The organism is Mesorhizobium sp. 2RAF21 (genome assembly GCF_052115345.1).
GTDB lineage: Bacteria > Pseudomonadota > Alphaproteobacteria > Rhizobiales > Rhizobiaceae > Mesorhizobium > Mesorhizobium terrae.
Genome location: NZ_JBFRGM010000010.1, coordinates 157,322 through 178,893 on the forward strand (window position 1 = coordinate 157,322; position 21,572 = coordinate 178,893).

General features: G+C 62.4%; 24 protein-coding genes. 14 read left to right on the forward strand and 10 right to left on the reverse strand.

Annotated features, from left to right (window positions below; translation table 11 throughout):
* The first annotated feature begins 5 nt into the window (after positions 1-5).
* Together AB4136_RS17945 and AB4136_RS17950 are read left to right on the forward strand one after the other, a co-directional pair.
* A complete protein-coding gene (locus AB4136_RS17945; RefSeq protein ID WP_024926123.1) occupies positions 6-482 on the forward strand; it encodes a DUF3828 domain-containing protein in 477 nt (158 codons plus the stop codon).
* Between the two features lie 4 nt (positions 483-486).
* Positions 487-1,038, forward strand: coding sequence for a hypothetical protein (locus tag AB4136_RS17950; protein ID WP_307419718.1), 552 nt, complete (start codon positions 487-489; stop codon positions 1,036-1,038).
* A 57-nt stretch (positions 1,039-1,095) separates the two neighbouring features.
* On the opposite strand, the gene queF is transcribed toward AB4136_RS17950, so the two are convergent.
* Positions 1,096-1,554, reverse strand: a complete 459-nt coding sequence (gene queF, locus AB4136_RS17955) for a preQ(1) synthase (RefSeq protein ID WP_024926125.1) — start codon at positions 1,552-1,554, stop codon at positions 1,096-1,098.
* A 60-nt stretch (positions 1,555-1,614) separates the two neighbouring features.
* On the opposite strand from queF, the gene AB4136_RS17960 reads away from it, so the two are divergent.
* Positions 1,615-3,660 carry an NADH:flavin oxidoreductase gene (locus tag AB4136_RS17960; RefSeq protein WP_137900502.1) on the forward strand — a complete coding sequence of 682 codons (2,046 nt, stop codon included), beginning with the start codon at positions 1,615-1,617 and terminating at the stop codon, positions 3,658-3,660.
* A gap of 12 nt (positions 3,661-3,672) precedes the next feature.
* Here AB4136_RS17960 and AB4136_RS17965 read toward each other — a convergent pair whose 3' ends face one another.
* Entirely contained in the window at positions 3,673-4,773 is a 1,101-nt protein-coding gene (locus AB4136_RS17965; protein WP_024926127.1) for a mandelate racemase/muconate lactonizing enzyme family protein, read from the reverse strand.
* A 164-nt stretch (positions 4,774-4,937) separates the two neighbouring features.
* Here AB4136_RS17965 and AB4136_RS17970 point away from each other — a divergent pair, with 164 nt between their 5' ends.
* The 3 genes from AB4136_RS17970 to AB4136_RS17980 all read left to right on the forward strand — a co-directional run bounded on the left by AB4136_RS17970 (position 4,938) and on the right by AB4136_RS17980 (position 7,828).
* Positions 4,938-6,125, forward strand: coding sequence for a glycine C-acetyltransferase (locus tag AB4136_RS17970; RefSeq protein ID WP_024926128.1), 1,188 nt, complete (start codon positions 4,938-4,940; stop codon positions 6,123-6,125).
* 11 nt (positions 6,126-6,136) lie between these two features.
* Positions 6,137-7,171: an L-threonine 3-dehydrogenase gene (gene tdh / locus AB4136_RS17975; RefSeq protein ID WP_024926129.1), complete on the forward strand. Its 1,035-nt coding sequence runs from the start codon at positions 6,137-6,139 to the stop codon at positions 7,169-7,171.
* Between the two features lie 153 nt (positions 7,172-7,324).
* The gene (locus AB4136_RS17980) at positions 7,325-7,828 is read left to right on the forward strand and encodes an HPP family protein (RefSeq protein ID WP_441931541.1); all 504 of its coding nucleotides are present in this window, start codon (positions 7,325-7,327) and stop codon (positions 7,826-7,828) included.
* Here the strand turns inward: AB4136_RS17980 and AB4136_RS17985 are convergent.
* Positions 7,755-8,270, reverse strand: a complete 516-nt coding sequence (locus AB4136_RS17985) for a MarR family winged helix-turn-helix transcriptional regulator (protein ID WP_024926131.1) — start codon at positions 8,268-8,270, stop codon at positions 7,755-7,757. The two genes, AB4136_RS17980 and AB4136_RS17985, sit on opposite strands and share 74 nt — an antisense overlap.
* A 102-nt stretch (positions 8,271-8,372) precedes the next feature.
* Between AB4136_RS17985 and hmgA the strand changes: the two genes are divergently transcribed.
* Genes hmgA through AB4136_RS18010 form a run of 5 tightly spaced genes read left to right on the forward strand, consistent with a single transcriptional unit; the run spans position 8,373 to position 12,703 of the window.
* Complete coding sequence (gene hmgA / locus AB4136_RS17990) at positions 8,373-9,686, forward strand: homogentisate 1,2-dioxygenase (protein ID WP_024926132.1); 1,314 nt, start codon at positions 8,373-8,375, stop codon at positions 9,684-9,686.
* Positions 9,683-10,582, forward strand: coding sequence for an MBL fold metallo-hydrolase (locus AB4136_RS17995; RefSeq protein ID WP_024926133.1), 900 nt, complete (start codon positions 9,683-9,685; stop codon positions 10,580-10,582). The genes hmgA and AB4136_RS17995 overlap by 4 nt, the downstream gene beginning before the upstream one ends.
* Entirely contained in the window at positions 10,579-11,592 is a 1,014-nt protein-coding gene (locus AB4136_RS18000; protein WP_137900503.1) for a fumarylacetoacetate hydrolase family protein, read from the forward strand. The genes AB4136_RS17995 and AB4136_RS18000 overlap by 4 nt, the downstream gene beginning before the upstream one ends.
* Positions 11,593-11,605: 13 nt before the next feature.
* Positions 11,606-12,154, forward strand: a complete 549-nt coding sequence (locus AB4136_RS18005) for a hypothetical protein (RefSeq protein ID WP_024926135.1) — start codon at positions 11,606-11,608, stop codon at positions 12,152-12,154.
* A 12-nt stretch (positions 12,155-12,166) separates the two neighbouring features.
* Positions 12,167-12,703: a DinB family protein gene (locus AB4136_RS18010; RefSeq protein ID WP_024926136.1), complete on the forward strand. Its 537-nt coding sequence runs from the start codon at positions 12,167-12,169 to the stop codon at positions 12,701-12,703.
* Positions 12,704-12,727: 24 nt separating this feature from the next.
* Here the strand turns inward: AB4136_RS18010 and hppD are convergent, their stop codons facing one another.
* Positions 12,728-13,840, reverse strand: a complete 1,113-nt coding sequence (hppD, locus tag AB4136_RS18015; RefSeq protein ID WP_024926137.1) for a 4-hydroxyphenylpyruvate dioxygenase — start codon at positions 13,838-13,840, stop codon at positions 12,728-12,730.
* A gap of 123 nt (positions 13,841-13,963) precedes the next feature.
* Between hppD and AB4136_RS18020 the strand changes: the two genes are divergently transcribed.
* Positions 13,964-14,446 (forward strand): Lrp/AsnC family transcriptional regulator, encoded by a 483-nt coding sequence (locus tag AB4136_RS18020; protein WP_373426413.1) that lies wholly within the window; start codon positions 13,964-13,966, stop codon positions 14,444-14,446.
* A gap of 12 nt (positions 14,447-14,458) precedes the next feature.
* On the opposite strand, the gene AB4136_RS18025 is transcribed toward AB4136_RS18020, so the two are convergent.
* Together AB4136_RS18025 and AB4136_RS18030 are read right to left on the reverse strand one after the other, a co-directional pair.
* A complete protein-coding gene (locus tag AB4136_RS18025) occupies positions 14,459-14,797 on the reverse strand; it encodes a TIGR01244 family sulfur transferase (RefSeq protein ID WP_024926139.1) in 339 nt (112 codons plus the stop codon).
* 131 nt (positions 14,798-14,928) lie between these two features.
* Positions 14,929-15,930 carry an aldo/keto reductase gene (locus AB4136_RS18030; RefSeq protein WP_024926140.1) on the reverse strand — a complete coding sequence of 334 codons (1,002 nt, stop codon included), beginning with the start codon at positions 15,928-15,930 and terminating at the stop codon, positions 14,929-14,931.
* A 116-nt stretch (positions 15,931-16,046) separates the two neighbouring features.
* On the opposite strand from AB4136_RS18030, the gene AB4136_RS18035 reads away from it, so the two are divergent.
* Positions 16,047-16,943 (forward strand): LysR substrate-binding domain-containing protein, encoded by an 897-nt coding sequence (locus AB4136_RS18035; protein ID WP_024926141.1) that lies wholly within the window; start codon positions 16,047-16,049, stop codon positions 16,941-16,943.
* 10 nt (positions 16,944-16,953) lie between these two features.
* Here AB4136_RS18035 and aztD read toward each other — a convergent pair whose 3' ends face one another.
* The 4 genes from aztD to aztA form a co-directional block, all read right to left on the reverse strand.
* Positions 16,954-18,162, reverse strand: a complete 1,209-nt coding sequence (gene aztD, locus AB4136_RS18040; protein WP_024926142.1) for a zinc metallochaperone AztD — start codon at positions 18,160-18,162, stop codon at positions 16,954-16,956.
* A 131-nt stretch (positions 18,163-18,293) separates the two neighbouring features.
* Positions 18,294-19,241 carry a zinc ABC transporter substrate-binding protein AztC gene (gene aztC / locus AB4136_RS18045; RefSeq protein ID WP_024926143.1) on the reverse strand — a complete coding sequence of 316 codons (948 nt, stop codon included), beginning with the start codon at positions 19,239-19,241 and terminating at the stop codon, positions 18,294-18,296.
* Between the two features lie 20 nt (positions 19,242-19,261).
* Complete coding sequence (aztB, locus tag AB4136_RS18050; RefSeq protein ID WP_024926144.1) at positions 19,262-20,137, reverse strand: zinc ABC transporter permease AztB; 876 nt, start codon at positions 20,135-20,137, stop codon at positions 19,262-19,264.
* Positions 20,134-20,979, reverse strand: coding sequence for a zinc ABC transporter ATP-binding protein AztA (gene aztA, locus AB4136_RS18055; RefSeq protein ID WP_024926145.1), 846 nt, complete (start codon positions 20,977-20,979; stop codon positions 20,134-20,136). The genes aztB and aztA overlap by 4 nt, the downstream gene beginning before the upstream one ends.
* 249 nt (positions 20,980-21,228) lie before the next feature.
* Between aztA and AB4136_RS18060 the strand changes: the two genes are divergently transcribed.
* Positions 21,229-21,570 carry a RidA family protein gene (locus tag AB4136_RS18060; protein WP_024926146.1) on the forward strand — a complete coding sequence of 114 codons (342 nt, stop codon included), beginning with the start codon at positions 21,229-21,231 and terminating at the stop codon, positions 21,568-21,570.
* Positions 21,571-21,572: the final 2 nt, after the last annotated feature.

Here is a 21,572-nt window from a genome sequence, read left to right on the forward strand (position 1 = left end):
ATACCATGAAGCCAGGAGTTCTGCTTGCACTGTGCATCTGTGCCTTTTCCGGCCCTGCGTTGGCTGGCCCGGCATCGGATGCCGTCATGTTCTTTTATTCGCCGGTCAAGTTCGCCGCCGACGCGCAATATCGCGATCGCTTCACCGAACCGGTCACCAAGCTGTTCGAGCTGAACGACGCCGCGCTCAAGAAGAACCCGGACGAAGTCGCCTGCATCGACTTCGAGCCGGCGCTCGATGCGCAGGACTATGACGACAAGGCGGTGGCCGACAGCCTGAAACTGAGCGAGGCCGTCAACGGCGACACCGCGACGGTGACAGTAAATTTCAATCTGTTCACCGAAGGCGATGATTCCAAACGTGAAATGGTGTGGGATCTGAAGAAGGTCAACGGCGGTTGGAAGATCGCCGATATCAGCTCGAAGAGCAACAGCTGGAAACTCAGCGAGTTGGGATGCTCGGGTGAGGACAGCGCGGATTGAGCCGGTGAACAGGATCGGTCGCTTGCTGGCCTGCATCGCGGTTGGAGCCTTCGCTGCCGGCCCGGGCGGCGCCGGCGCTGAAGGCTTGCTCGGCGCCAAGCCGCAGGCAGCGCCAGCTGCTCCGGCCCCGGACCAGCCGCCTGTCGCGTCCGGCCTGGCGACACCTGCCGCGGTCGGTTCGCCCTCTGCCGTGGTAAGGCCGTTTTATGCCGAGGGCGGTACCGATCTTGCCGTCGCCGACCGCAGCCGCTTCGTCGATCCGGCCAAAACCGTACTCGAAAAGAACGAGGCGCTGAAGAAATCCGGGCAGGGTGACTGCCTCGACCAGAACATGCCGCTCGACGAAGTTCCCTACGACAAGGCGGCGCTCGACAAGAGCTTCAAGTCGCTGGAATCGATCAACGGCGACGATGCTCGCGTCGTCGTGGCGTTTGTCGCGGGCAGTGACTCGCACAGGCTCGAGTGGAAGCTGAAAAAGGTCGGCGGCGAGTGGAAAATCACCGACCTTCTCTCCGTGACCGGAGAGTGGGCGCTCAGCCAGTATCAATGCGAATGATACGCAGATTCAAAGAGTTGGAGCGTCCTTTGCAAGTCCGAGCTAACGCGCGATGCTCTAACCGCGACCGCGATAGGGCGCCACGCCTGTATCGGGCAGCCATGCGCCTTTCGGCGGCTCGCCGGTCTGCCAGAAGACATCGATGGGGATGCCGCCGCGCGGATACCAATAACCGCCAATGCGCAGCCATAACGGGCTGGTTGCCTGCACAACGCGCCGCGCGATCATGACCGTGCAATCCTCGTGGAACGCACCGTGATTGCGGAAGGATGTCAGGAAAAGCTTCAGCGACTTGGATTCGACCAAAAGTGCATCAGGCGCATAGTCGATCACGATATGCGCGAAATCGGGCTGGCCGGTGACGGGGCACAGCGACGTGAATTCCGGACAGGTGAAGCGCACGATAGCCGGCGGGCCATCGCCACGGGTGAAGGGTACCGTTTCCAGGACCGCATGGTCGGGGCTGTCTGGCGTCTCGACCTTGGTGCCAAGCTGAGTCAGGCTTTCCGTCATCATGGGCAGTCTCCTTGGGGGCAGGCTCATCCACAGCCAGCATCGGTATAGAACAGGACAACGATGGCCAGCAACGATCCGCTCCTCCAGCCCTACCAGCTCAAACATCTGACGCTGAAGAATCGGGTGATGTCGACCAGCCATGAGCCGGCCTATTCCGAGGACGGCATGCCGAAGGAGCGCTACCGGCTCTACCATGCCGAAAAGGCCAGGGGCGGCATGGCGCTGACCATGACCGCGGGCTCGGCCATCGTTTCCCGCGACAGTCCGGCCGCATTCGGCAATTTGCATCTTTACGACGATGCCATCGTGCCCTGGCTCTCGGAGCTCGCCGAGGCCTGCCACGAGCACGACTGCAAGGTGATGATCCAGATCACCCATCTCGGCCGCCGCACCGGCTGGAACAAGGCCGACTGGCTGCCGGTGCTGTCCGCTTCGCCGGTGCGCGAGCCGGCGCACCGCGCCTTTCCCAAGGCCGCCGAGGACTGGGACATCGAGCGTATCGTCAAGGATTACGCGTCGGCGGCGCAGCGCTGTCACGCGGCCGGCCTCGACGGCATCGAATTCGAGGCCTACGGCCATCTGATCGACGGTTTCTGGTCGCCGGCAACCAACCATCGCGACGACGAATTCGGCGGCTCGCTCGACAACAGGCTGCGCTTCACCAACATGGTGCTCGACGCCGTGCGCGCGGCTGTCGGCGAGAAATTCGTCGTCGGCATCCGCATGGTGGCGGATGAGGATTTTGCCGCCGGTCTGTCGAAAGAGGAGGGCGTGGAGATCGCGCGGCGGCTGGCGAAATCCGGCAAGGTAGATTTCCTCAATATCATTCGCGGCTCAATCGAGACAGACGCCGCGCTCACCAAGGTCATCCCGGTGACCGGCATGCGGTCCTCGCCGCATCTTGATTTCGCCGGCGAGGTGCGGGCGGCGACCAAGTTCCCGACCTTCCACGCCGCGCGCATCCAGGATGTCGCGACAGCCCGCCACGCGATTGCCAGCGGCAAGCTGGACATGGTCGGCATGACCCGCGCCCATATCGCCGACCCGCATATCATGCGGAAGGTCATGGAAGGGCGTGAGCACGAGATCCGCCCCTGTGTCGGCGCCACATATTGCCTGGACCGCATCTATGAAGGCGGCGAGGCCCTGTGCGTCCACAATGCGGCGACGGGGCGCGAAGCGACGATCCCGCATGTCGTCGGCAATTCCGGTGGGCCCGAGAAACATGTCGTGGTCGTCGGCGCCGGTCCGGCGGGGCTTGAAGCGGCGCGTGTGGCGGGGGAGCGCGGCTACAGGGTAACCATGCTCGAAGCCGCCTCGCAGGCCGGCGGGCAGATTCGGTTGGCGGCACAGAACCCGCGCCGCAAGGAATTGATCGGCATCGTCGACTGGCGGCTTTCACAGTTGGAGCGGCTGGGTGTCGATATCCGCTACGATGCCTGGGCCGAAAAGGACGATGTTCTGGCGCTCGAACCGGACGTGGTCGTGGTCGCGACCGGCGGCATCCCGCAGAACCCGCCATTGGAGGCGGGCGACGCGTTGGTCACATCGAGCTGGGATATTCTTTCGGGGGCGGTCAAACCGGCGGAAAACGTCCTGCTTTACGACGACAATGGCGGTCATCAGGGCATGGGTGCGGCGGAGCTGATCGCCAATGCCGGTTCGAAGCTGGAACTCGTATCGCCCGAGCGGTTCTTCGCGCCGGAAATGGGTGGCCTCAACCATGTGCCCTATATGCGCGTCTTCCACGAGAAGGGTGTGACGGTGACCATAAACACCCGCGTTCGTGCGATACGGCGTGAAGGAAATCAACTGGTTGCGGAATTTCGCTCAGATTTTGCCGAAGGCTGGAAGGTTCAGCGTTTCGTCGACCAGGTCATTGTCGAGCATGGCACGGCGCCGCTCGACGAGCTCTATTGGGCACTGAAGCCGCTGTCGCGGAACGCCGGCGCCGTCGACTATGAAAGCCTGGTCGGCGGCGGCGACATTTTCCCGACACGCAACCCGAACGGTGCCTTCATTCTCTATCGGATCGGCGATGCCGTGGCTTCCCGCAACATCCACGCCGCCATCTATGACGGCATCCGCTTCGGTCTGCGCGTCTGAACCGCGTCGGGGTCAGCAGCGAAACAGTGGTTCGCCGAAGATCGTGGGGTCGACGTCGACGCCGAGCCCCGGGCGCCGCGGCGGCGACATCGCTCCGTCTGCGATAACGAAATCGGCCTTGCCATTGGCGACCGTCACCCAGTTGTGGAAGTCGACGGTATGCTGGCGCAGCAGTTGCGGCGTTGACAGCAGCAGGCCGCAATAAGCGGCCGTGTCGATCTGCGCGCCGCCGGTGTCCTCGATGGTGATCTTGAGATTGCGGGCGATGGCGATGTCGCGCAGCAGCTTGGCCTTGGTTAGCCCGCCGACACGGGCGAGCTTGATCGTGATGCCGTCCACGAGCCCGTCGCCGATGGCGCGCAGCAAGGCATCCGTGCCGTCGATGGTCTCGTCCAGCACCAGCGCCCGGTCACAGGCCGGGCGGATCGCGAGGTTCTCCTCATAGCTCGCGCAGGGCTGCTCCAGTGTGTAGTCGAGCGAGCGCGTCGCCTGCAGAAAGCGCCGGGTCTCGGCGGTGCCCCAGCTGCCATTGGCGTCGCAGAACAGCACCGTGCCGGAGGGGACTGCCGCACGCACCGCCTCCAGTCGCGCAATGTCGTCGTTGACGTCCAGCCCGACCTTCACCTGCAGCCGGCGATAACCTTCGACGATGTATTTCTTTGCCCGTGCCGCCATGACGTCCGGGCTTTCCTGTGCCAGCGAGCGATAGAGCGGCACGGTGGTGCCTTCCGCGCCACCCGTCATCGCGGCCAGCGAAAGGCCGCTGCGTTTGCCGGCAAGGTCCCACAGCGCCATGTCGATGGCCGCCTTGGCATAGGGGTGACCTTTCAGCAAAAGGTCCATGCGCCGGTTGATCGCCTCGATGCCGGCCGCGTCCTCGCCGATCAGGCGCGGCGTCAGTTCCCGCATCGCGGCGCGCGCGCCTTCGGCGAAAGCTGGATCGTAGAAGGAACCGAGCGGCGCCATCTCGCCATAGCCGCTGACACCATCCCGCGAGGCGATCTCGACGATGGTCGAATCGAAACCCTCGGCGCTGCGCCCGCCCGAACAACGATAGGTGCCGTCGCGAAATGGCTGCCATTGCTGGTAGACCGTGATGCTGGCAATGGTCATGGCGGCTCCTCGGGCGATTTTCGAAATGGTCTGTTCGAGTTGATGCTAGCGGCGGTAGGACACGTGCGCCGCGAGGGAAACGGCAGGTGCGCTGGTCGCTTTTGTGCTAGCTTCTCGGCGGCCGATCGCAGTATCCCTTGCCGCCTTAAAGGAGCCCACCGTTCATGAGCCAAAGCTTCCTCGCCCATCTCGACACGGAACTCACCGGCCTCAAGGCAACAGGCCTTTACAAGTCCGAGCGGGTGATTTCGTCGATGCAGTCGGCCGAGATCGAGGTGGGCGGCAACAAGGTGCTCAATTTCTGCGCCAACAACTATCTCGGCCTCGCCGACAGCGAGGAGTTGCGCGACGCGGCGGCCAAGGCGCTCGATCGCTACGGTTACGGCATGGCCTCGGTGCGCTTCATTTGCGGCACGCAGGAAGAACACAAGCAGCTCGAGGCAAGGATTTCCTCCTTCCTCGGGCTGGAGGACACCATCCTCTACGGATCCTGCTTCGACGCCAATGGCGGGCTGTTCGAAACGCTGCTTGGCGAAGAGGACGCGGTGATCTCGGACGCCTTGAACCATGCCTCGATCATCGATGGCGTGCGGCTCTCGAAGGCCAAGCGGTTTCGCTATGCAAACAATGACATGGCAGCACTTGAAGAAGAGTTGAAGAAAGCGGAGGGCAGTCGTTTCAAGCTGATCGCCACCGACGGCGTCTTCTCTATGGATGGCATCATCGCCAATTTGAAAGGCGTCTGCGATCTGGCGGAAAAATACGGCGCGATGGTGATGGTGGACGACAGCCATGCCGTCGGCTTCGTCGGCAAGCATGGCCGCGGCTCGGCCGAGCATTGCGGCGTCGAGGGCCGGGTGGACATCATCACCGGAACGCTCGGCAAGGCGCTGGGCGGCGCTTCCGGCGGCTATACGTCGGGCAAGCGGCAAGTGGTCGACTGGCTGCGCCAGCGCTCGCGGCCTTATCTCTTCTCCAACACTTTGATGCCGGCGATTGCGGCGGCTTCGCTCAAGGTGTTCGACCTTGTGGCGAATGGCGACGAACTGCGCGGAAAACTCTACGACAACGCCGCCCGGTTCCGCTCCGGCATGAGCAAGCTCGGCTTCACGCTTGCCGGCGCCGACCATCCCATCATTCCGGTGATGCTGGGCGACGCGGCGCTGGCGCAGCAGATGGCGGCCAAGATGCTGGAACGCGGTATCTACGTCATCGGCTTTGCGTTCCCGGTCGTACCCAAGGGCCAGGCACGTATCCGCACCCAGATGTCGGCCGCGCATTCCACCGCTGACATTGACCGCGCGGTTGCTGCGTTCGGGGAAGTGGGTAAGGAACTCGGCGTCATTTCCTGAGGAAGAACAGAATGTCCAACATGATGCGCGCGCTGGTGAAGGCCAAGGCCGAGCCTGGAATCTGGATGGAGCGCGTTCCAGTCCCCGAGATCGGCCCGAACGACGTGCTGATCAAGGTCAAGAAATCGGCCATCTGCGGCACGGACGTGCATATCTACAACTGGGATCAGTGGGCGCAGAAAACCGTGCCGGTGCCGATGGTGACCGGGCATGAATTCGTCGGCACGATCGCCGATGTCGGTTCGGCCGTGACCGAATATAAGGTCGGCCAGCGTGTGTCGGGCGAGGGGCATATCGTTTGCGGCCATTGCCGCAATTGTCGCGCGGGCCGGGGGCATCTGTGCCGCAACACGCTTGGCGTCGGCGTGAACCGGCCGGGTTCGTTCGGCGAATATGTCGCCATTCCGCAGCACAATGTCGTGCCGATCCCCGACGATATCCCGGACGAGATCGCGGCGATCTTCGATCCGCTGGGCAACGCGGTTCACACCGCGCTGTCCTTCGATCTGGTCGGCGAGGACGTGCTGGTTACCGGCGCCGGGCCGATCGGCATCATGGGCGCGCTGGTGGCGCAATGCGTCGGCGCGCGCAAGGTGGTCATCACCGACATCAACCCGGTGCGCCTGGCGCTGGCCAGGAAACTTGGCGTTCGCCACGTCGTCGACGCCTCGAAGGAAAAGCTGCGCGACGTGATGCGCGACGAGGGCATGACTGAAGGCTTCGATGTCGGGCTCGAAATGTCAGGCTCGGCGGTCGCCTTCCGCGACATGATCGACACGATGAACAATGGTGGCAAGATCGCTATTCTCGGCATTGCGCCGACCGGCTTCGAGATCGACTGGAACAAGGTCATCTTCAAGATGCTGCATCTCAAGGGCATCTACGGCCGCGAGATGTTCGAGACATGGTACAAGATGATCGCGCTGGTGCAGGGACCGCTGGATGTGAGTGGTCTGATCACCCACCGCATTGGCATTGATGACTACCAGGCCGGCTTCGATGCGATGCGCAGCGGCAATTCCGGCAAGGTGGTGATGGACTGGTAGGAAAAATATTTTCCTGCTGGTTGAATTTTTCGAATATTGTTTGTTGCCATGTCGCTGGCGGATTTGCTAATGCGAGCGACTTTTTGTGCAAGCGCTTAGCCTCGAGAACCAGAACCGGTTTTCGAGGCGGTGGTCAAGAGCCGGAATTCCGCAATGCGCCGCCATATCCGCTCCTTCACCGCGCGCCATGAGCCGTCCGGGCAGGTTCTTTCGCATGCCAAGTCGGGGCTTGGCGCGGTTGTCGGCATCGGAGCGGTCGGTGGTCTCGCGGCGCTGACAAACATGCCGCTGGTGTTGGCGCCGCTCGGCGCTTCGGCCGTGCTGATCTTCGGTCAACCGGCGAGTCCGCTGGCGCAGCCAGCCAATGTTTTCGGCGGCTATCTCCTGGCGACGATTGTCGGCGTGGCGGCAGCGCTGACCTTTCCGGGCATGTGGCAGGTTGCGGCGCTGGCCGTTGGCCTTGCAATAGCGCTCATGCTGATGTTTCGCGTCACGCATCCGCCCGCCGGCGCGGTGCCGCTGGTGGCGCTCGCCGCGCCTCTGCAGAGCGGCTCGCTGTTTTTCACGATCCTGATCGGCTCGATCAGCCTGGTTGGCCTCGGCGTCGTGCACCACCGGCTACCACCGCGCTTCCACTATCCACGCCGGTTGGACTGACGGCGAACGCCGCCTCGATGGCATCCAGCGCCGTCTCCAGCGCTACGCGATCCTGATTTGCGATCCGTTCCAGCAACTCCCGTTCGAACGCCTTCGCCAACGGCACCATGTCGCGATAAGCGGCCAATCCCGCCTTGGTCAGTGTCAGATGCTCGATGCGCCGGTCCTTTTCGTCCGGCGTGCGGGTAAGCCAGCGACGTTTCTCCAGTTCAGCAACGGCGCGCGACACCTTGGTCTTGTGCATCGACGACTGCTCGCCAAGCGCTGTCGCCGTCATCGAGCCGTGTTGGCCGAGCCCGGCTAGCGTGCGCCATTCGGGACGGGTGAGGCCAAGCCGGTCCTTGTAGACCCTGGCGAACTCGCGGCTGACCAGATCGGCCAGATGGTAAAGCCGGTAGGGCAGGAAGCTTTCCAGCTCGAGAGTGTTTTCCGGTGTTGCCATGATGCCCGTTCCGGTCGAGCTTGGATGCTGGGAGATGTCGTTGATAGTTACATTTTCGATGGTTACAGATGTAACCAGTTTGGTCAATCCGGGGAGGATGCGATGGCCTTTTCCTACATGCCGGGCTTCGGCAACGATTTCGAGACCGAGACGCTTCCGGGCTCGCTGCCCCAAGGTCGAAATTCGCCGCAGCGGCCAGCCTACGGGCTTTATGCCGAGCAGCTCTCGGGTTCGCCCTTCACAGCGCCGCGTGGCACCAACGAGCGTTCCTGGCTCTACCGCATCCGGCCGAGCGTCAAGCACACCGGCCGCTTCAAGGGCGTGAACTACCCGCTCTGGAAGACGGCGCCGAATGTCGGCGATCACGAACTGGCGCTTGGCCAGTATCGCTGGAACCCGACGCCGATGCCGAAGGAGCCGACCGATTTCATCGCCGGCATGCACACCATGACGACGGCGGGCGACGCGTTGGGCCAGAGCGGCATGGCCGCCCATGTCTACGTCGCCAACAAATCCATGGTGGACGACCATTTCTTCAACGCCGATGCCGAGATGCTGATCGTACCGCAGGTCGGCCGGCTGAACTTTGTCACCGAAATGGGCGTTATCGAAATGCGGCCGGGCGAAATCTGCGTCCTGCCGCGCGGCCTCGTCTTCAAGGTCGAACTGATCGATGCCGAGGTGCGTGGTTATGTCTGCGAGAACTACGGCGCCAAGTTCACCATGCCCGATCGTGGGCCGATCGGCGCCAACTGCCTGGCCAATCCGCGCGACTTCAAGACGCCTTGCGCCTGGTTCGAGGAGAAGGAGACGCCATGCCGGCTGATCGTGAAATGGTGCGGCTCCTTCCACATCACCGAGCTCGATCATTCGCCGCTCGACGTGGTCGCGTGGCATGGTAACTACGCACCGTATAAATATGATCTGGCTACGTTTTCTCCAGTCGGCGCTATTCTTTTCGATCATCCCGACCCGTCGATTTTCACCGTGCTGACCGCCCCGTCCGGCGAGGAAGGCACGGCCAATGTTGACTTCGTCATCTTCCCGCCGCGCTGGCTGGTGGCCGAAAACACCTTCCGTCCCCCATGGTACCATCGCAACATCATGAGCGAATTCATGGGCCTCATCCACGGCCAGTACGACGCCAAGGAAGAAGGTTTCGTGCCGGGCGGCATGAGCCTGCACAACATGATGTTGGCGCATGGGCCTGACGCGCCGGGTTTCGAAAAGGCTTCGAAAGTGGAACTGAAGCCGGTGAAGCTCGACAACACCATGGCCTTCATGTTCGAGACGCGCTTCCCGCAGATGCTCACCCGCCACGGTGCCGAGCTGCCGACCCTGCAGCAGGACTATATCGACTGCTGGAAGGATCTGAAAAAACGCTTCAACGGCACGCCGGAGGGCGACTGGTCTTGAACGTGGGGCAGCGGAAAGGCCGGCTGGTCCTCCTCGGGTCCAAGGGCGGGCCGGCATTGCGACCCGGCGGCCCGTGGCCGACATCGTCTTTGCTTGAATTGGGCGGTCGCTCGATCGTCGTCGATTGCGGGCTGGGCGTGGCACGCGGCCTGACCGATGCGGGCCTTGGTCTCAAGACGCTCGATCTCATTTTCATCACCCATTTGCATTCCGATCACTATCTGGAACTCGGGCCGCTTTTGCACACCGCATGGACGGCCGGTCTCGCCACGCCGGTCACGGTCTTCGGTCCGGTCGGCATCGGACGCTACTGGCGGCTGTTTTGCGACGCGATGGCCTTCGACATCGATATCCGTATCGAGGATGAAGGCAGGCCCGATCTGCGCGCGCTCGTGTGCGTCGAGGAATTTGCCGAGGGGCGTGTTTTCGAAACGGACGGATTGCTGGTTACGGCCATGCGCGTCGACCACCCGCCACTGGTCGATTGCTTTGCGCTGCGCTTCGAAGGCGAGGGGCGCGGCATCGTCTTCTCCGCCGACACTGCCTGTTTCCCGCCGCTCGCCGATTTCGCAAGGGGCGCCGATATTCTCGTGCATGAAGCGATGCTGGAGGCCGGCGTCGACCGCCTCGTGGCGCGCACGGGCAATGGTGCGAGGCTGAAGCAGCATCTTCTGGCCAGCCACACATTCGCCGAGGACGCAGGCCGCATTGCTACAGCGGCAAATGTCGGTCGCCTCGTGGTCAACCACCTGATCCCGGCCGACGATCCCGCCATTGGCGAGGCCGACTGGGTGGCCGCCGTCAGGAAAACATGGGCGGGCGACTTGACGATCGCGCGTGACGGGCTTGTTGTGGGGTTGGGCGCCGGAAGTGCGTCGGGAGAGGAGATTGCATGAAGCTTGCCACATTGAAGGACGGGTCGCGCAACGGAAAACTGGTTGTCGTGTCCCGCAACCTGACGCGTTTCACCGATGCCTCGTTTCTCGCGCCGACCCTGCAGGCCGCACTCGACGACTGGCGTCGCATCGCGCCGCATCTGTCGGCACTGGCGGAAACGCTGGAACACGGCTCCGTCCCATCCGAGCGCTTTCACGAGCATGACGCGCATTCGCCGCTGCCGCGTGCCTATCAATGGGCGGACGGCTCGGCCTATGTCAATCATGTCGAGCTTGTGCGCAAGGCACGTAATGCCGAGATGCCGGCCAGCTTCTGGACCGACCCGCTGATGTATCAGGGCGGCTCGGACACCTTCATCGCGCCGCGCGATCCGATCCGCATTGCCGACGAGGCCTGGGGCATCGACCTCGAGGCCGAAGTCGCCGTCATGGTGGATGACGTCCCGATGGGGGCAAGCAAGGACGAGGCGCGCAACGCGATCCGCCTCATCATGCTGGTCAATGACGTGACGCTGCGTGGGCTCACCGCCCCGGAACTCGCCAAGGGGTTCGGTTTCTTCCAGTCGAAGCCTTCGTCGGCCTTTTCGCCGGTGGCGGTCACCCCCGACGAACTCGGTGGAGCGTGGGACGGCGGCAAGTTGCATCTGCCGCTGTGCGTCGATCTCAACGGCAAGCCGTTCGGCCGCGCCGATGCCGGCGTCGACATGACCTTCGATTTCCCGGCACTGATCGCGCACGCAGCCAAGACCCGCCCGCTTTCGGCGGGCACCATCATCGGCTCGGGCACAGTTTCCAACAAGAAGGATGGCGGCCCGGGCAGGCCCGTTGCTGACGGCGGCGCCGGCTATTCCTGCATTGCCGAGCAGCGTATGATCGAAACCATCGAGAGCGGCGAGCCCAAAACCCCGTTCCTGCGTTTCGGCGACACGGTGCGCATCGAGATGAAGGACAAGGCCGGACATTCGATCTTCGGCGCGATCGAGCAGAAGGTGGAAAAATACGAGAATTGACGGGGGCGGTGAATTGGTAGAATCCGAGGACGATTCCGCAAGAACCTACCTGGCTACAACCGCCTTCCTGAATGTCTTTTGTGTCGTCTTCATCCCGGCGGGGCTGTTTTTTGCGCACGCCGGGCTCGTGGCGAGGTGCGTCTCCTTCTTGGCTTTTGCAGCCTTTTCTACATTCAGCCTTTTTGTGCTTGTACGCAATTTCCTCAAGGAGGGGCGCCGCCGGCTCTCGGTATTTGCCGCTGCCAGTTTTATCGCCATGGTCATCATTGGTTGGCTTTGTATTTGGCCAAGCGTGCCCAGAACGTGGGCGGTAATCCAAGCCTATAACTTCATCGAACCGGCGTTGAGTTTTGTAGCCAAACAGCACAACCGAGCGTTGGATAGGCTTGTGGGGTACTTATTCCTGACTTCCGCTGTCATTGGCTATTTGCTCTTGTTTCTTCCCATAATGCTTGCCGCCATCGCCAACCAGCAATGGTCAGAGACGAAATCTACCCTCTCAGCGCGCTTGAAGATCATTGGTGTGGTTTTGGGTAACTCAACCAAGCGTGGTGGGATGTAGCGGAACGTGGCAATGAATCTACTCGACCATTTCCGTCGCATGGCCGCCAACAATCTCTGGTCCAATGACCGGCTCTACCGAGCGGTGACGGCGCTGAAGCCGGGAGAATTCGACGCCATGCGCGCCGGCTTCTTCCCGTCGATCAAGGCGACGCTCAACCACATTCTTTCGGTCGATCTCTATTATCTCGATATGGTCGAGGAGGGCGGTGTTGGCTTGGCCGTCTTCGATGCCTGGACGGATTTCGAGGACCCCGCTAAGTTGGCGGCTGTACAGGCCGAGGCCGACCGACGGCTGATCGTCTTTTGCAACGAGTTGAACAAGTCTGGCCTTGAACGCCGCGTGCCGACCGACCGTGGCGATGACGGCATCATCCCGGAGCGCATCGGCGACCTGCTGGCGCATCTGTTCCTGCACCAGATCCACCATCGCGGGCAGGTGCATGCCATGCTGTCGAGCACTTCGGTCAAGCCGCCGCAGCTCGATGAGTTCCTGCTCGACTTCGATATCAAGCTCAGGAAAAGGGAGGTCGAGCGCTTGAAACTCTGATCCGCTCGACCTCGTTGTTTCGGACTATTCGGCCGCCTGAACCTTCAGCACGCCGCGCTTGATCTGGTCCTGCTCGATCGATTCGAACAACGCGCGGAAATTGCCCTCGCCGAAACCTTCATCGCCCTTCCTCTGGATGAATTCGAAGAAGATCGGGCCGATCACGGTCTTGGAAAAGATCTGCAGCAGGATCTTGGTCATGCCGCCGTTCACCACGCCTTCGCCGTCGATCAGGATGCCGTGTTTCTTCATGCGCTCGATCGGCTCGTCATGGCCGTTCACGCGCGCATGAGACATGTCGTAATAGGTCTCCGGCGGACCGGGCATGAACTTCAGCCCGTTGGCGGCCAGCTTGTCGGTGCCGGCATAGATGTCGTCGGTGCCGACCGCGATGTGCTGGATGCCTTCGCCGTTGTACTTCTTGAGATATTCGGCGATCTGGCTGGTGTCGTCCTTAGATTCATTCAGCGGGATGCGGATCTTGCCGCAGGGCGAGGTGATCGCACGGCTGACCAGGCCGGTGATGCGGCCGTCAATGTCGAAGAAATGGATCTGCGTGAAGCCGAACAGGTCGCGGTAGAAATCCCACCACTTGTCCATGTTGCCGCGGTAGACGTTGTGGGTGAGGTGGTCGAGGAAATAGAAGCCGACGCCAGCCGGCTTCGGGTCCTTCTCGCCAAGCCAGTCGAATTCCGCATCATAGGTCGAGCCCTTGGCGCCATATTTTTCGACAAAATAGAGCATGGAACCGCCGATGCCGACGATGGCCGGCACGTTGAGCGTCTTGTCGTTGCCTTCATAAGGCGTGGCGCCTTTGGAAAGGGCGTGCTCGAAGGCATGCTTGGCATCGACTACGCGCCACGCCATCGACGGCGCGCATGGGCCGTGTTGGTCGACGAAGCGCATGGCGTGCGAGCCGGGCTCCGCATTGAGGATGTAGTTGATGTCGCCCTGGCGCCAGACCGAGATCTTCTTGGTCTTGTGCCTGGCGACTTCGCTGTAGCCCATGCGGGTGAACAGCTCGACGAGCTTTTCGGGCTCCGGATGGGCGAATTCGACGAATTCGAAACCGTCGGTACCGGCGGGATTGGCTTCGCTGATGGTGGCGGGTGGGGCGTCGTGCGGGAAGGGACCCATGGCATATCCTCCGGTTCGTCTCGACCCCTTTGGGGTCAGCTGCACCAATTATAGTGCCGGCGGCCCGCACGGTGCTTGCATTCACGCGCTTCAGGCGCGCATTATGTGCGCACTTCGTGCATGATGGTGGCAAAAATGGCGTCAGATACGCGCATCGATCAATTTGACCGCAAGATATTGGCTCTTTTGCAAGCCGACGCGCGGCTCACTAACAACGACCTGTCGGAGCGGGTGAATCTTTCGGCGTCGCAATGTTCGCGTCGTCGCCAGCGGTTGGAAGAGGAGGGTTACATCCGTAACTACCGGGCCGTGCTCGACCGCGACAGGCTGGGTTTTTCACTGGTCAATGTGATCACGGTGACGCTGGCCACGCACAATCGCGACAATGCCCGTCGCTTCGCCGAACTGATCATGCGTTTGCCGGAAGTGCAGGAAGCGCACGCGCTGACCGGCGAGATGGATTATATCCTCAAGGTGGTCACGCCCGACCTGAAATCGCTATCGGAATTCGTCAACAACGAACTGCTGCCGCACGAATCCGTGCAGCATGTAAAGACGGCGATTGTGCTGGAAACACTGAAGGAGAACGGCGCTCTGCCGATCTAGGAGAGTGCCGGGTCAGCCCTTCATCTGTTGTATCGCTGCGTAGAGATTGGTGCAGCGGGTGCCGGAGCGACAATAGGCGAAGACCGGGCGGGGCAGGGCGTCCAGCGCCTCGGCCTGCTCCTCCACATTCTGCATGGTCATCTGGCCGCTGACAACCGGCACCCAGCGGAACTCCAGTCCGGCGGCCTCGACCGCCGTCTTGATCGTGTCGGCGCTCGGCTGGCCAGGATCTTCATTGTCGGGTCGGTTGCAGATCACGCTCTTGAAACCGGCTGCCTTGATGGCCGCCACGTCTTCGACGCTGATCTGCGGCGAGACGGCATAGTTGTCAGCGATCTGGCGGATGTTCATGGGACTGCTCCGGGGAGGAATGGCATGTTTGCCCTGTCATGCCATTCCGCGCGGGCGGTCGCAAGCTTGGCCCGTTATGATAGCGACCGACGTCCCGCAGGGCATCGGTGCCTGGTTCGGATCGGAACAGCTCAGGCCGCGCGTTCGCTGTCCAATGACGCCATCTGAAGTTCGTTGTAGCGCGAGCCGGCCGCGGCGCCCTTGGGGGCTGCCTGTTCGATCGCCGCGATATCGGCCGCCGTGAGTGTGAAATCGAGCGCGCCAAGTGCCTCGGTCAACCGGTCGCGACGGCGCGCGCCGATCAATGGCACGATGTCGTCGCCTTTTGCCAACACCCAGGCGATGGCGATCTGCGCCACGCTGGCGTTCCTGCTTTCGGCGACCTGGCGCAGCGCCTCGACAAGGACGAGATTGCGGTCGAGATTGTCGCCCTGGAAGCGCGGACTGCGGTTGCGGAAGTCGGCGCCGGTCATGGTTTTCGTCTTGTCCCAATGGCCGCTAATCAACCCGCGCGACAGCACTCCATAGGCGGTGACGCCGATGCCAAGTTCGCGGCAGGTGTCGAGGATGCCGTCCTCGATGCCACGTGACAGCAGCGAATATTCGATCTGCAGATCGACGATGGGATGCACCGCCGCCGCGCGGCGGATCGTTTCCGAGCCGACTTCCGACAGGCCGATATGCTTGACGTAGCCGTCCTTCACCAGGTCGGCGATGGCGCCAATCGTTTCCTCGATCGGCACATTCGGGTCCAGCCGCGCCGGGCGGTAGATATCGATCGCCTCGACGCCGAGCCGCTTCAGACTATAGGCGGCGGCCGTCTTCACCGCTTGGGGGCGGGCATCGTAGCCCAACCAGTTTCCATCTGGACCGCGCTGCGCGCCGAACTTGACGCTGACCCTCACGGGGCCGGCGCTGCGTGTGGCGAGCGCTTCGCCGATCAGCATTTCATTGTGGCCCATGCCGTAGAAGTCGCCGGTGTCGAGCAAGGTGATGCCGGCGTCCAGCGCTGCATGCAACGTTGCCAGGCTCTCGGTGCGATCGGCCGGACCATACATGTCGGACATACCCATGCAGCCGAGCCCAAGGCTCGATACGACAAGTCCGTTCTTTCCCAGTGTGCGTTCGCGCATGGTGTCTTCCTTTCGCGGTTGATGGCTTTCGATTGAGCCTTGTCCGCAAAGATGGCACATGCTGAACTGTGCGATAAGATGGGCTTTTCAAAACGGACTATGCGGAAATTCGTACAATGCCTGTTGATATGAATCTGCTTGCGGCCTTTGCCGCGGTTGCCCGCCGCCGCAGCTTCCGTGCTGCAGCCGTGGAACGCGGCGTGTCGCCCTCAACGCTCAGCCAGCAGGTGCGTGACCTCGAGGCTGCGCTCGATTTGCGCTTGCTGAACCGCACGACGCGCAGCGTTGCGCCAACCGAGGCGGGCATGCGTCTGCTTGAAAGGCTGACGCCGGCGCTTGCCGACATCGCTTCCGTCGTGGATCATTTGCAGGCTGAAGGCGACACGCCAAGCGGCACTTTGCGCATCAACGCACCGCAGCCGGCGATCGACCTGGTGCTGGCGCCGCTCATCGGTCCGTTTCTCGCCGCGTGCCCGCGCGTGCGGCTGGAGATCATAGCCGAGACGGCTTTTATCGATATCGTGGCGGCCGGTTTCGACGCAGGCGTACGCTGGGGAGAAAGCCTTGCCCAGGATATGATCGCCGTGCCGCTCGGCCCGCAGCAGCGCTATGTCGTCGTGGCTGCTCCCTCTGTCGTTGCGGCCGGTTCGCCGATCCTGCAGCCGCGCGACCTGTTGGGCCGCCCTTGCATTCGCACGCAGTTTCCGAGCGGCATGAAGGTGGCCTGGGAATTCGAGCGCGACGGCGTTTTCGAAAAGATCGATCCGGACGGGTCGCTCGTTTCCACCAACATCGTCGCGCAGCTGCGCGCCTGCCTCGACGGTGTCGGCTTCTGCGCGACGTTCGAGGACTATGTGCGGGAGGACATCGCCGCCGGGCGGCTGGTCAGTGTGCTGGACGACTGGCTGCCACCATTTCCGGGGCCGTATCTTTATTATCCCGGTCGGCGTCACGTGCCGGCGCCGCTGCGCGCCTTCGTCGATTTCGTCAGGCGGCAGCGGCGCGGTGGCTAGCCTTGGGAGGCTATTCGGTGGCGTGCGCTTCGCCGGAACCGCCGACCGCCACAATATTGAAGGGCTTGCCGGCGAGCGGGATGTCGCCTGTCCTGGCAAAACTCGTCGCGTCGACCAGATGGAGCAGGCCTTTCAACGGATCGGTGACGACGATGCGGTCGCCGGCAACGGCGATGCGTGGGCGCGGGTCGCTCCAGTGGCCGTCCATCGAATAGGGGTCGGTTACCTTCACCGATTGCGCGATCTTACCGGCGATGATGTCGACCTGGTGCAACTGACCGTCCTCGGTGAACACGTGAGCAAAGCGCGGTCTTAAGGGATCGACCGCGAAATGCACGCGGCGGGTCGGCAGGTCGATCAGGCGGAACGCGTCCTTCGCGGAAGGGTCGACGAGCAACAGCCTGTCGGCGCCATAATTGCCGAGGAAATATTGCAGTCCCTTGCCGCCGAGCAGCGTCGTCGCTTTGCCGGCGGGGAGGCCGGCTGGATAAGGCACATGCTCGATGCCGGGGCCGCTTTCGCCATCGCGGACGAGTAACAGGCCGGTGGCGCAGGCAAAGGCCATCAGTTTGCCGGATGTCGCTTCGCCATGCAGGTCGGGGCAGGCGTGCACGTCGCCGACCTGCTTGCCCTCGGCATCGACCGCCCGGATGCCGACCGGCAGTTCGTCCGGTTTTTCCTTGTTGGGCTGCGATAGAAGCGCAAAGTCACCATAAGTGGCGGCAACGCCATGATGCGGGGCATCGGTCTTTACCGCCCGAAGCGGCGTCCCATCTTGGAGCGCTGCTTTCTCGTCGAGGATGCGAGCCGTGCCTTCGCCGTCGAAGAACAGAGTGAATTCGCCACGGTGTTCGACGAAGTGCGACGGCTTCGGCCCCTTGATTTCGACACCGGTCAACTTGGGCGCGGTGACCTCGATATCGCCGTGGTCGCCATGGTCGTCAAAGGTGACGCCGGTGGAAACGACCGAGACTGTGTCAGCCTTGCCTTGGACCGCGAAGACCGTCCGGCCGCTGGCGCTGCGATAGAGCGAGGCCGGCCCCTTGAGCGGTAGCGTGTCGAGTTTATTGCCGCTGATGGCATCGATGATGGTGATGATCGGTTCGGCGTGGTCCGAGACGAACAGGCGCCAGACGGTCTTTTCAGCAGCAAGGGAGGGGAGTGTAGCAACGCTGGCGAGAAGGGCGGCGATCGCAGTCGCCACGGCAAAGCGCTTCATAAAGCTCTCCATGTAACGTTATCTAATTACAAATGATTGAGTAAAAAAGGCGGAGAAATTGCCCTCCGCCTCGGGATGGTGCCGTGGCCGCTCGAAGCGACCACCTGGACGCCGATAATCTGGCGGACAGCTCAGCTGCCGAGAATGGCGCCTTTGATCTGCTTGATGTTGTTACGCATCAAATCGACGTAAGTCGCTGCAGGAGCATCCGTTTTCGACAGCGCGTCGGAATACAGCGTTCCACCGACCTTGATGCCTGTTTCGGACGAGATCTGTTCGATCAGGCGCGGATTGGTGATGTTTTCGACGAAGATCGCCGCCGCCTTGTCCTGTTTAACCTGCGTGACCAGCTTGGCGACATCTGCCGCCGACGGTTCTGCTTCGGTCGAAAGCCCTTGCGGGGCGAGGAAGGTCAACCCGTATTCATGTTCGAAATAGCCGAAGGCGTCGTGGGAGGTGATGACGACGCGCTTTTCCGACGGGATGGCGTTGATCGCCTCGCGCACTTCCTTGTCCAGCGCCTCGAGTTTCTCGGTATAGGCGGCGGCATTGGCCTTGTAGCTGTCGCAACCGGCACTGTCGGCGGCGCAGAACGCGTCCGCGATATTTTTCACGTAGATCTTGGCGTTGGGAACCGACTGGAAAGCGTGTGGATCGGTGGAGCCGTGGTCGTGGCCTTCGTGGCTGTTACCGCCTTCGGTGCTCTCGGCCTCGGCGAATTCCGGCTTGAACTCGATCGGCGTGACGCCCTTGGTCAATTCGACGATGGCGGCCTTGCTGGCGCTGGCCTCCACCAGACGCTGCAGGAAACCCTCGAAATGCAGGCCATTCACCAGCACCACCTTGGCCGAGGCCATCGAAACGGCATCGGCCGGGCTTGGCTCATAGACATGCGCGTCGCCATCCGGCCCGACGAGCGTCGTCACCGCAACCCGATCGCCACCGACGTTCTTGGCGAAGTCGCCGATGATCGAGAAACTGGCCACGACCTTCAGCGGTTCGGCAAAGGCAGTCGACGCAGTGATGGACATTAATGTTATAACGATCAATGTCAGCGCGCGACGGATCGATTTCAGCATTGCTGAATTCCTTTCAATGGTTAGGCGGTTCTGTGGCGGTGATGGACGAGGCGCGAACGCAGCACGCCGCGCGATCCGGCCAGGATGGAAAGCATGTAGGCTGCCCCGGCCGACAGGATGATGGCCGGACCGGACGGCAGCGCCGCGTGGTAGGACAGAAGCAGGCCGGCGACACAGGACGCGAAGCCGATCATCACGGCAAGCACGCACATCGGCCCGACGCGCTGGCTCCAGAAACGGGCGGCGGCCGCGGGCAGGATCATCAGTCCGACCGAGAGCAGGGTACCCAGAGCCTGGAAACCGCCTACGAGATTAAGCACGACCAGCCCCAGAAAGATGAAATGCACGGGGCTACCAAGCCGGCTCACGGAGCGCAGGAACAGCGGGTCGAGGCATTCGGCGACCAATGCACGCCACAAGACGGTTAGCGCCGCGAGCGTGACGACGGCAATGCCGCCGATCAACACCAGTGCCTCGTTGTTGAGCGCAAGCACCGTGCCGAACAGCACATGCATGAGGTCGACACTGGAACCGCGGATCGAAACCATCAGCACGCCGATCGCCAGCGAGATCAGGTAAAAGGCGGCCATCGAGGCGTCTTCACGCTGGATGGAAAAGCGCGAGACAGCGCCGGCGCCGAGGGCAACGACGACACCGGCGATCAGGCCGCCGATCGTCATCGGCAGAATTTCCAGCCCATAGAACAGGAAGCCGGCGGCTGCGCCCGGCAGAATGGCGTGGGCCATCGCGTCGCCGGAAAGGCTCATGCGCCGCAACATCAGGAAGACGCCGACCGGGCAGGCGCCGAGCGACAGCATCAACGAACCGGCCAGCGCCCTTTGCATGAAGGCGAAATCGGCGAACGGAGCGACGAAGAAAGCATACAGCGCGCTCACGATGCCGCCCTCTGCCTGGCCGTATGTGCGTGATGGTCGTGCCCATGATGGTCGTGTCCGTGCTCATGATCGTCATGCGCATGGTCATGGCGGTGATCGTGGATCTGGCCATCCGGCTCGCACCAGGGCGCGTCGTCCTCCCAGGCCTCGTGGAAACGGCGGGCGCGCAGCATATTCTCGGCGTTGAGAGCCGTGGCAGTCGCGCCCCAGGCCACGGTACGGCGGGCCAGCAGCAGCGTCTCGGGAAAATTCTGGCGCACCAGTTCAAGGTCGTGCGCAACGACCATCACCGTTCTATCCTCGCCGTGCCAGCGCTTGATCAGCGCGATCAGGTCGCCGACGGTCTTGGCGTCGATGGCGTTAAATGGCTCGTCGAGCAGGATCAGGTCGGCATCCTGCACCAGCACGCGGGCGAACAGGGTGCGCTGCAACTGGCCCCCGGAAAGCGTGTCGAGCGCGCGCTTTTCAAAGCCTTCGAGCCCGACGGCCATCAACGCCTCGCTGACGGTGGCGCGGTCCTGCGCCGTAAGCCGGCCAAGCAGCCCGCGTCGTGGCCACAGGCCGAGCGAGACCAGGTCAACCACCCGCGCCGGAAAGCTGCGGTCGAGTTCCGATTGCTGTGGCAGATAGGCGATGCGCATGCCGGGCATCTTGACGACACCGCCCGCCATCGGCCGCAGCACCCCGACAATGCCCTTCATGAGCGTGGATTTGCCGGAGCCATTGGCACCGACGATCGCAGTCAGCGAACCCTTCTCGACCGTGCCATTCAGATGATGGATGGCCGGGTGGCTGCCATAGCCCAGGGTAAGGTCGCGGAAGGAAAGGGCGGCTCGGCTCATGGCAGTCGGTGACTCACTGTGTGTGAAGGTCGTATGTTATGTTATTACATGTGTCAACACAGCTGGCGAGAAAAGACGTCCTGTCCCGCGAAACTTTCATGAACCCGTGCGCGGGAATGCCCATCGGCTCTGGCGCTATGGCAGCGGCGGGCGACCGATTGCACCTGTGGCGGGATTCGGCGGCCACGACCTTGTCGGCAAGCAAGACGCTCTCTAAAGAGGCCTTTCCACTCACGAAAGGATATGTCCATGAGCGTTCGTCGCATCGATGTCGGCCCCCGCATGAGCCAGGTGGTCATCCACGGCAACACCGCCTATCTCGCCGGTCAGGTCGGCGAGGGCAAGACCGTCGGCGAGCAGACCAAGGACATTCTGGCGACGGTCGATGCGCTGCTTGCCAAGGCCGGCACCGACAAGACCAAGATCTTGCAGGCGATCATCTGGCTCTCCGACATGAGCACCTTCGCCGAAATGAACAAGGAATGGGACGTCTGGGTGCCGCAGGGCCACACTCCGGCACGCGCCACCGGCGAGGCCAAGCTGGCCGGTCCGGAATATCTCGTCGAGATCATCATCACCGCCGCCATCTGAGG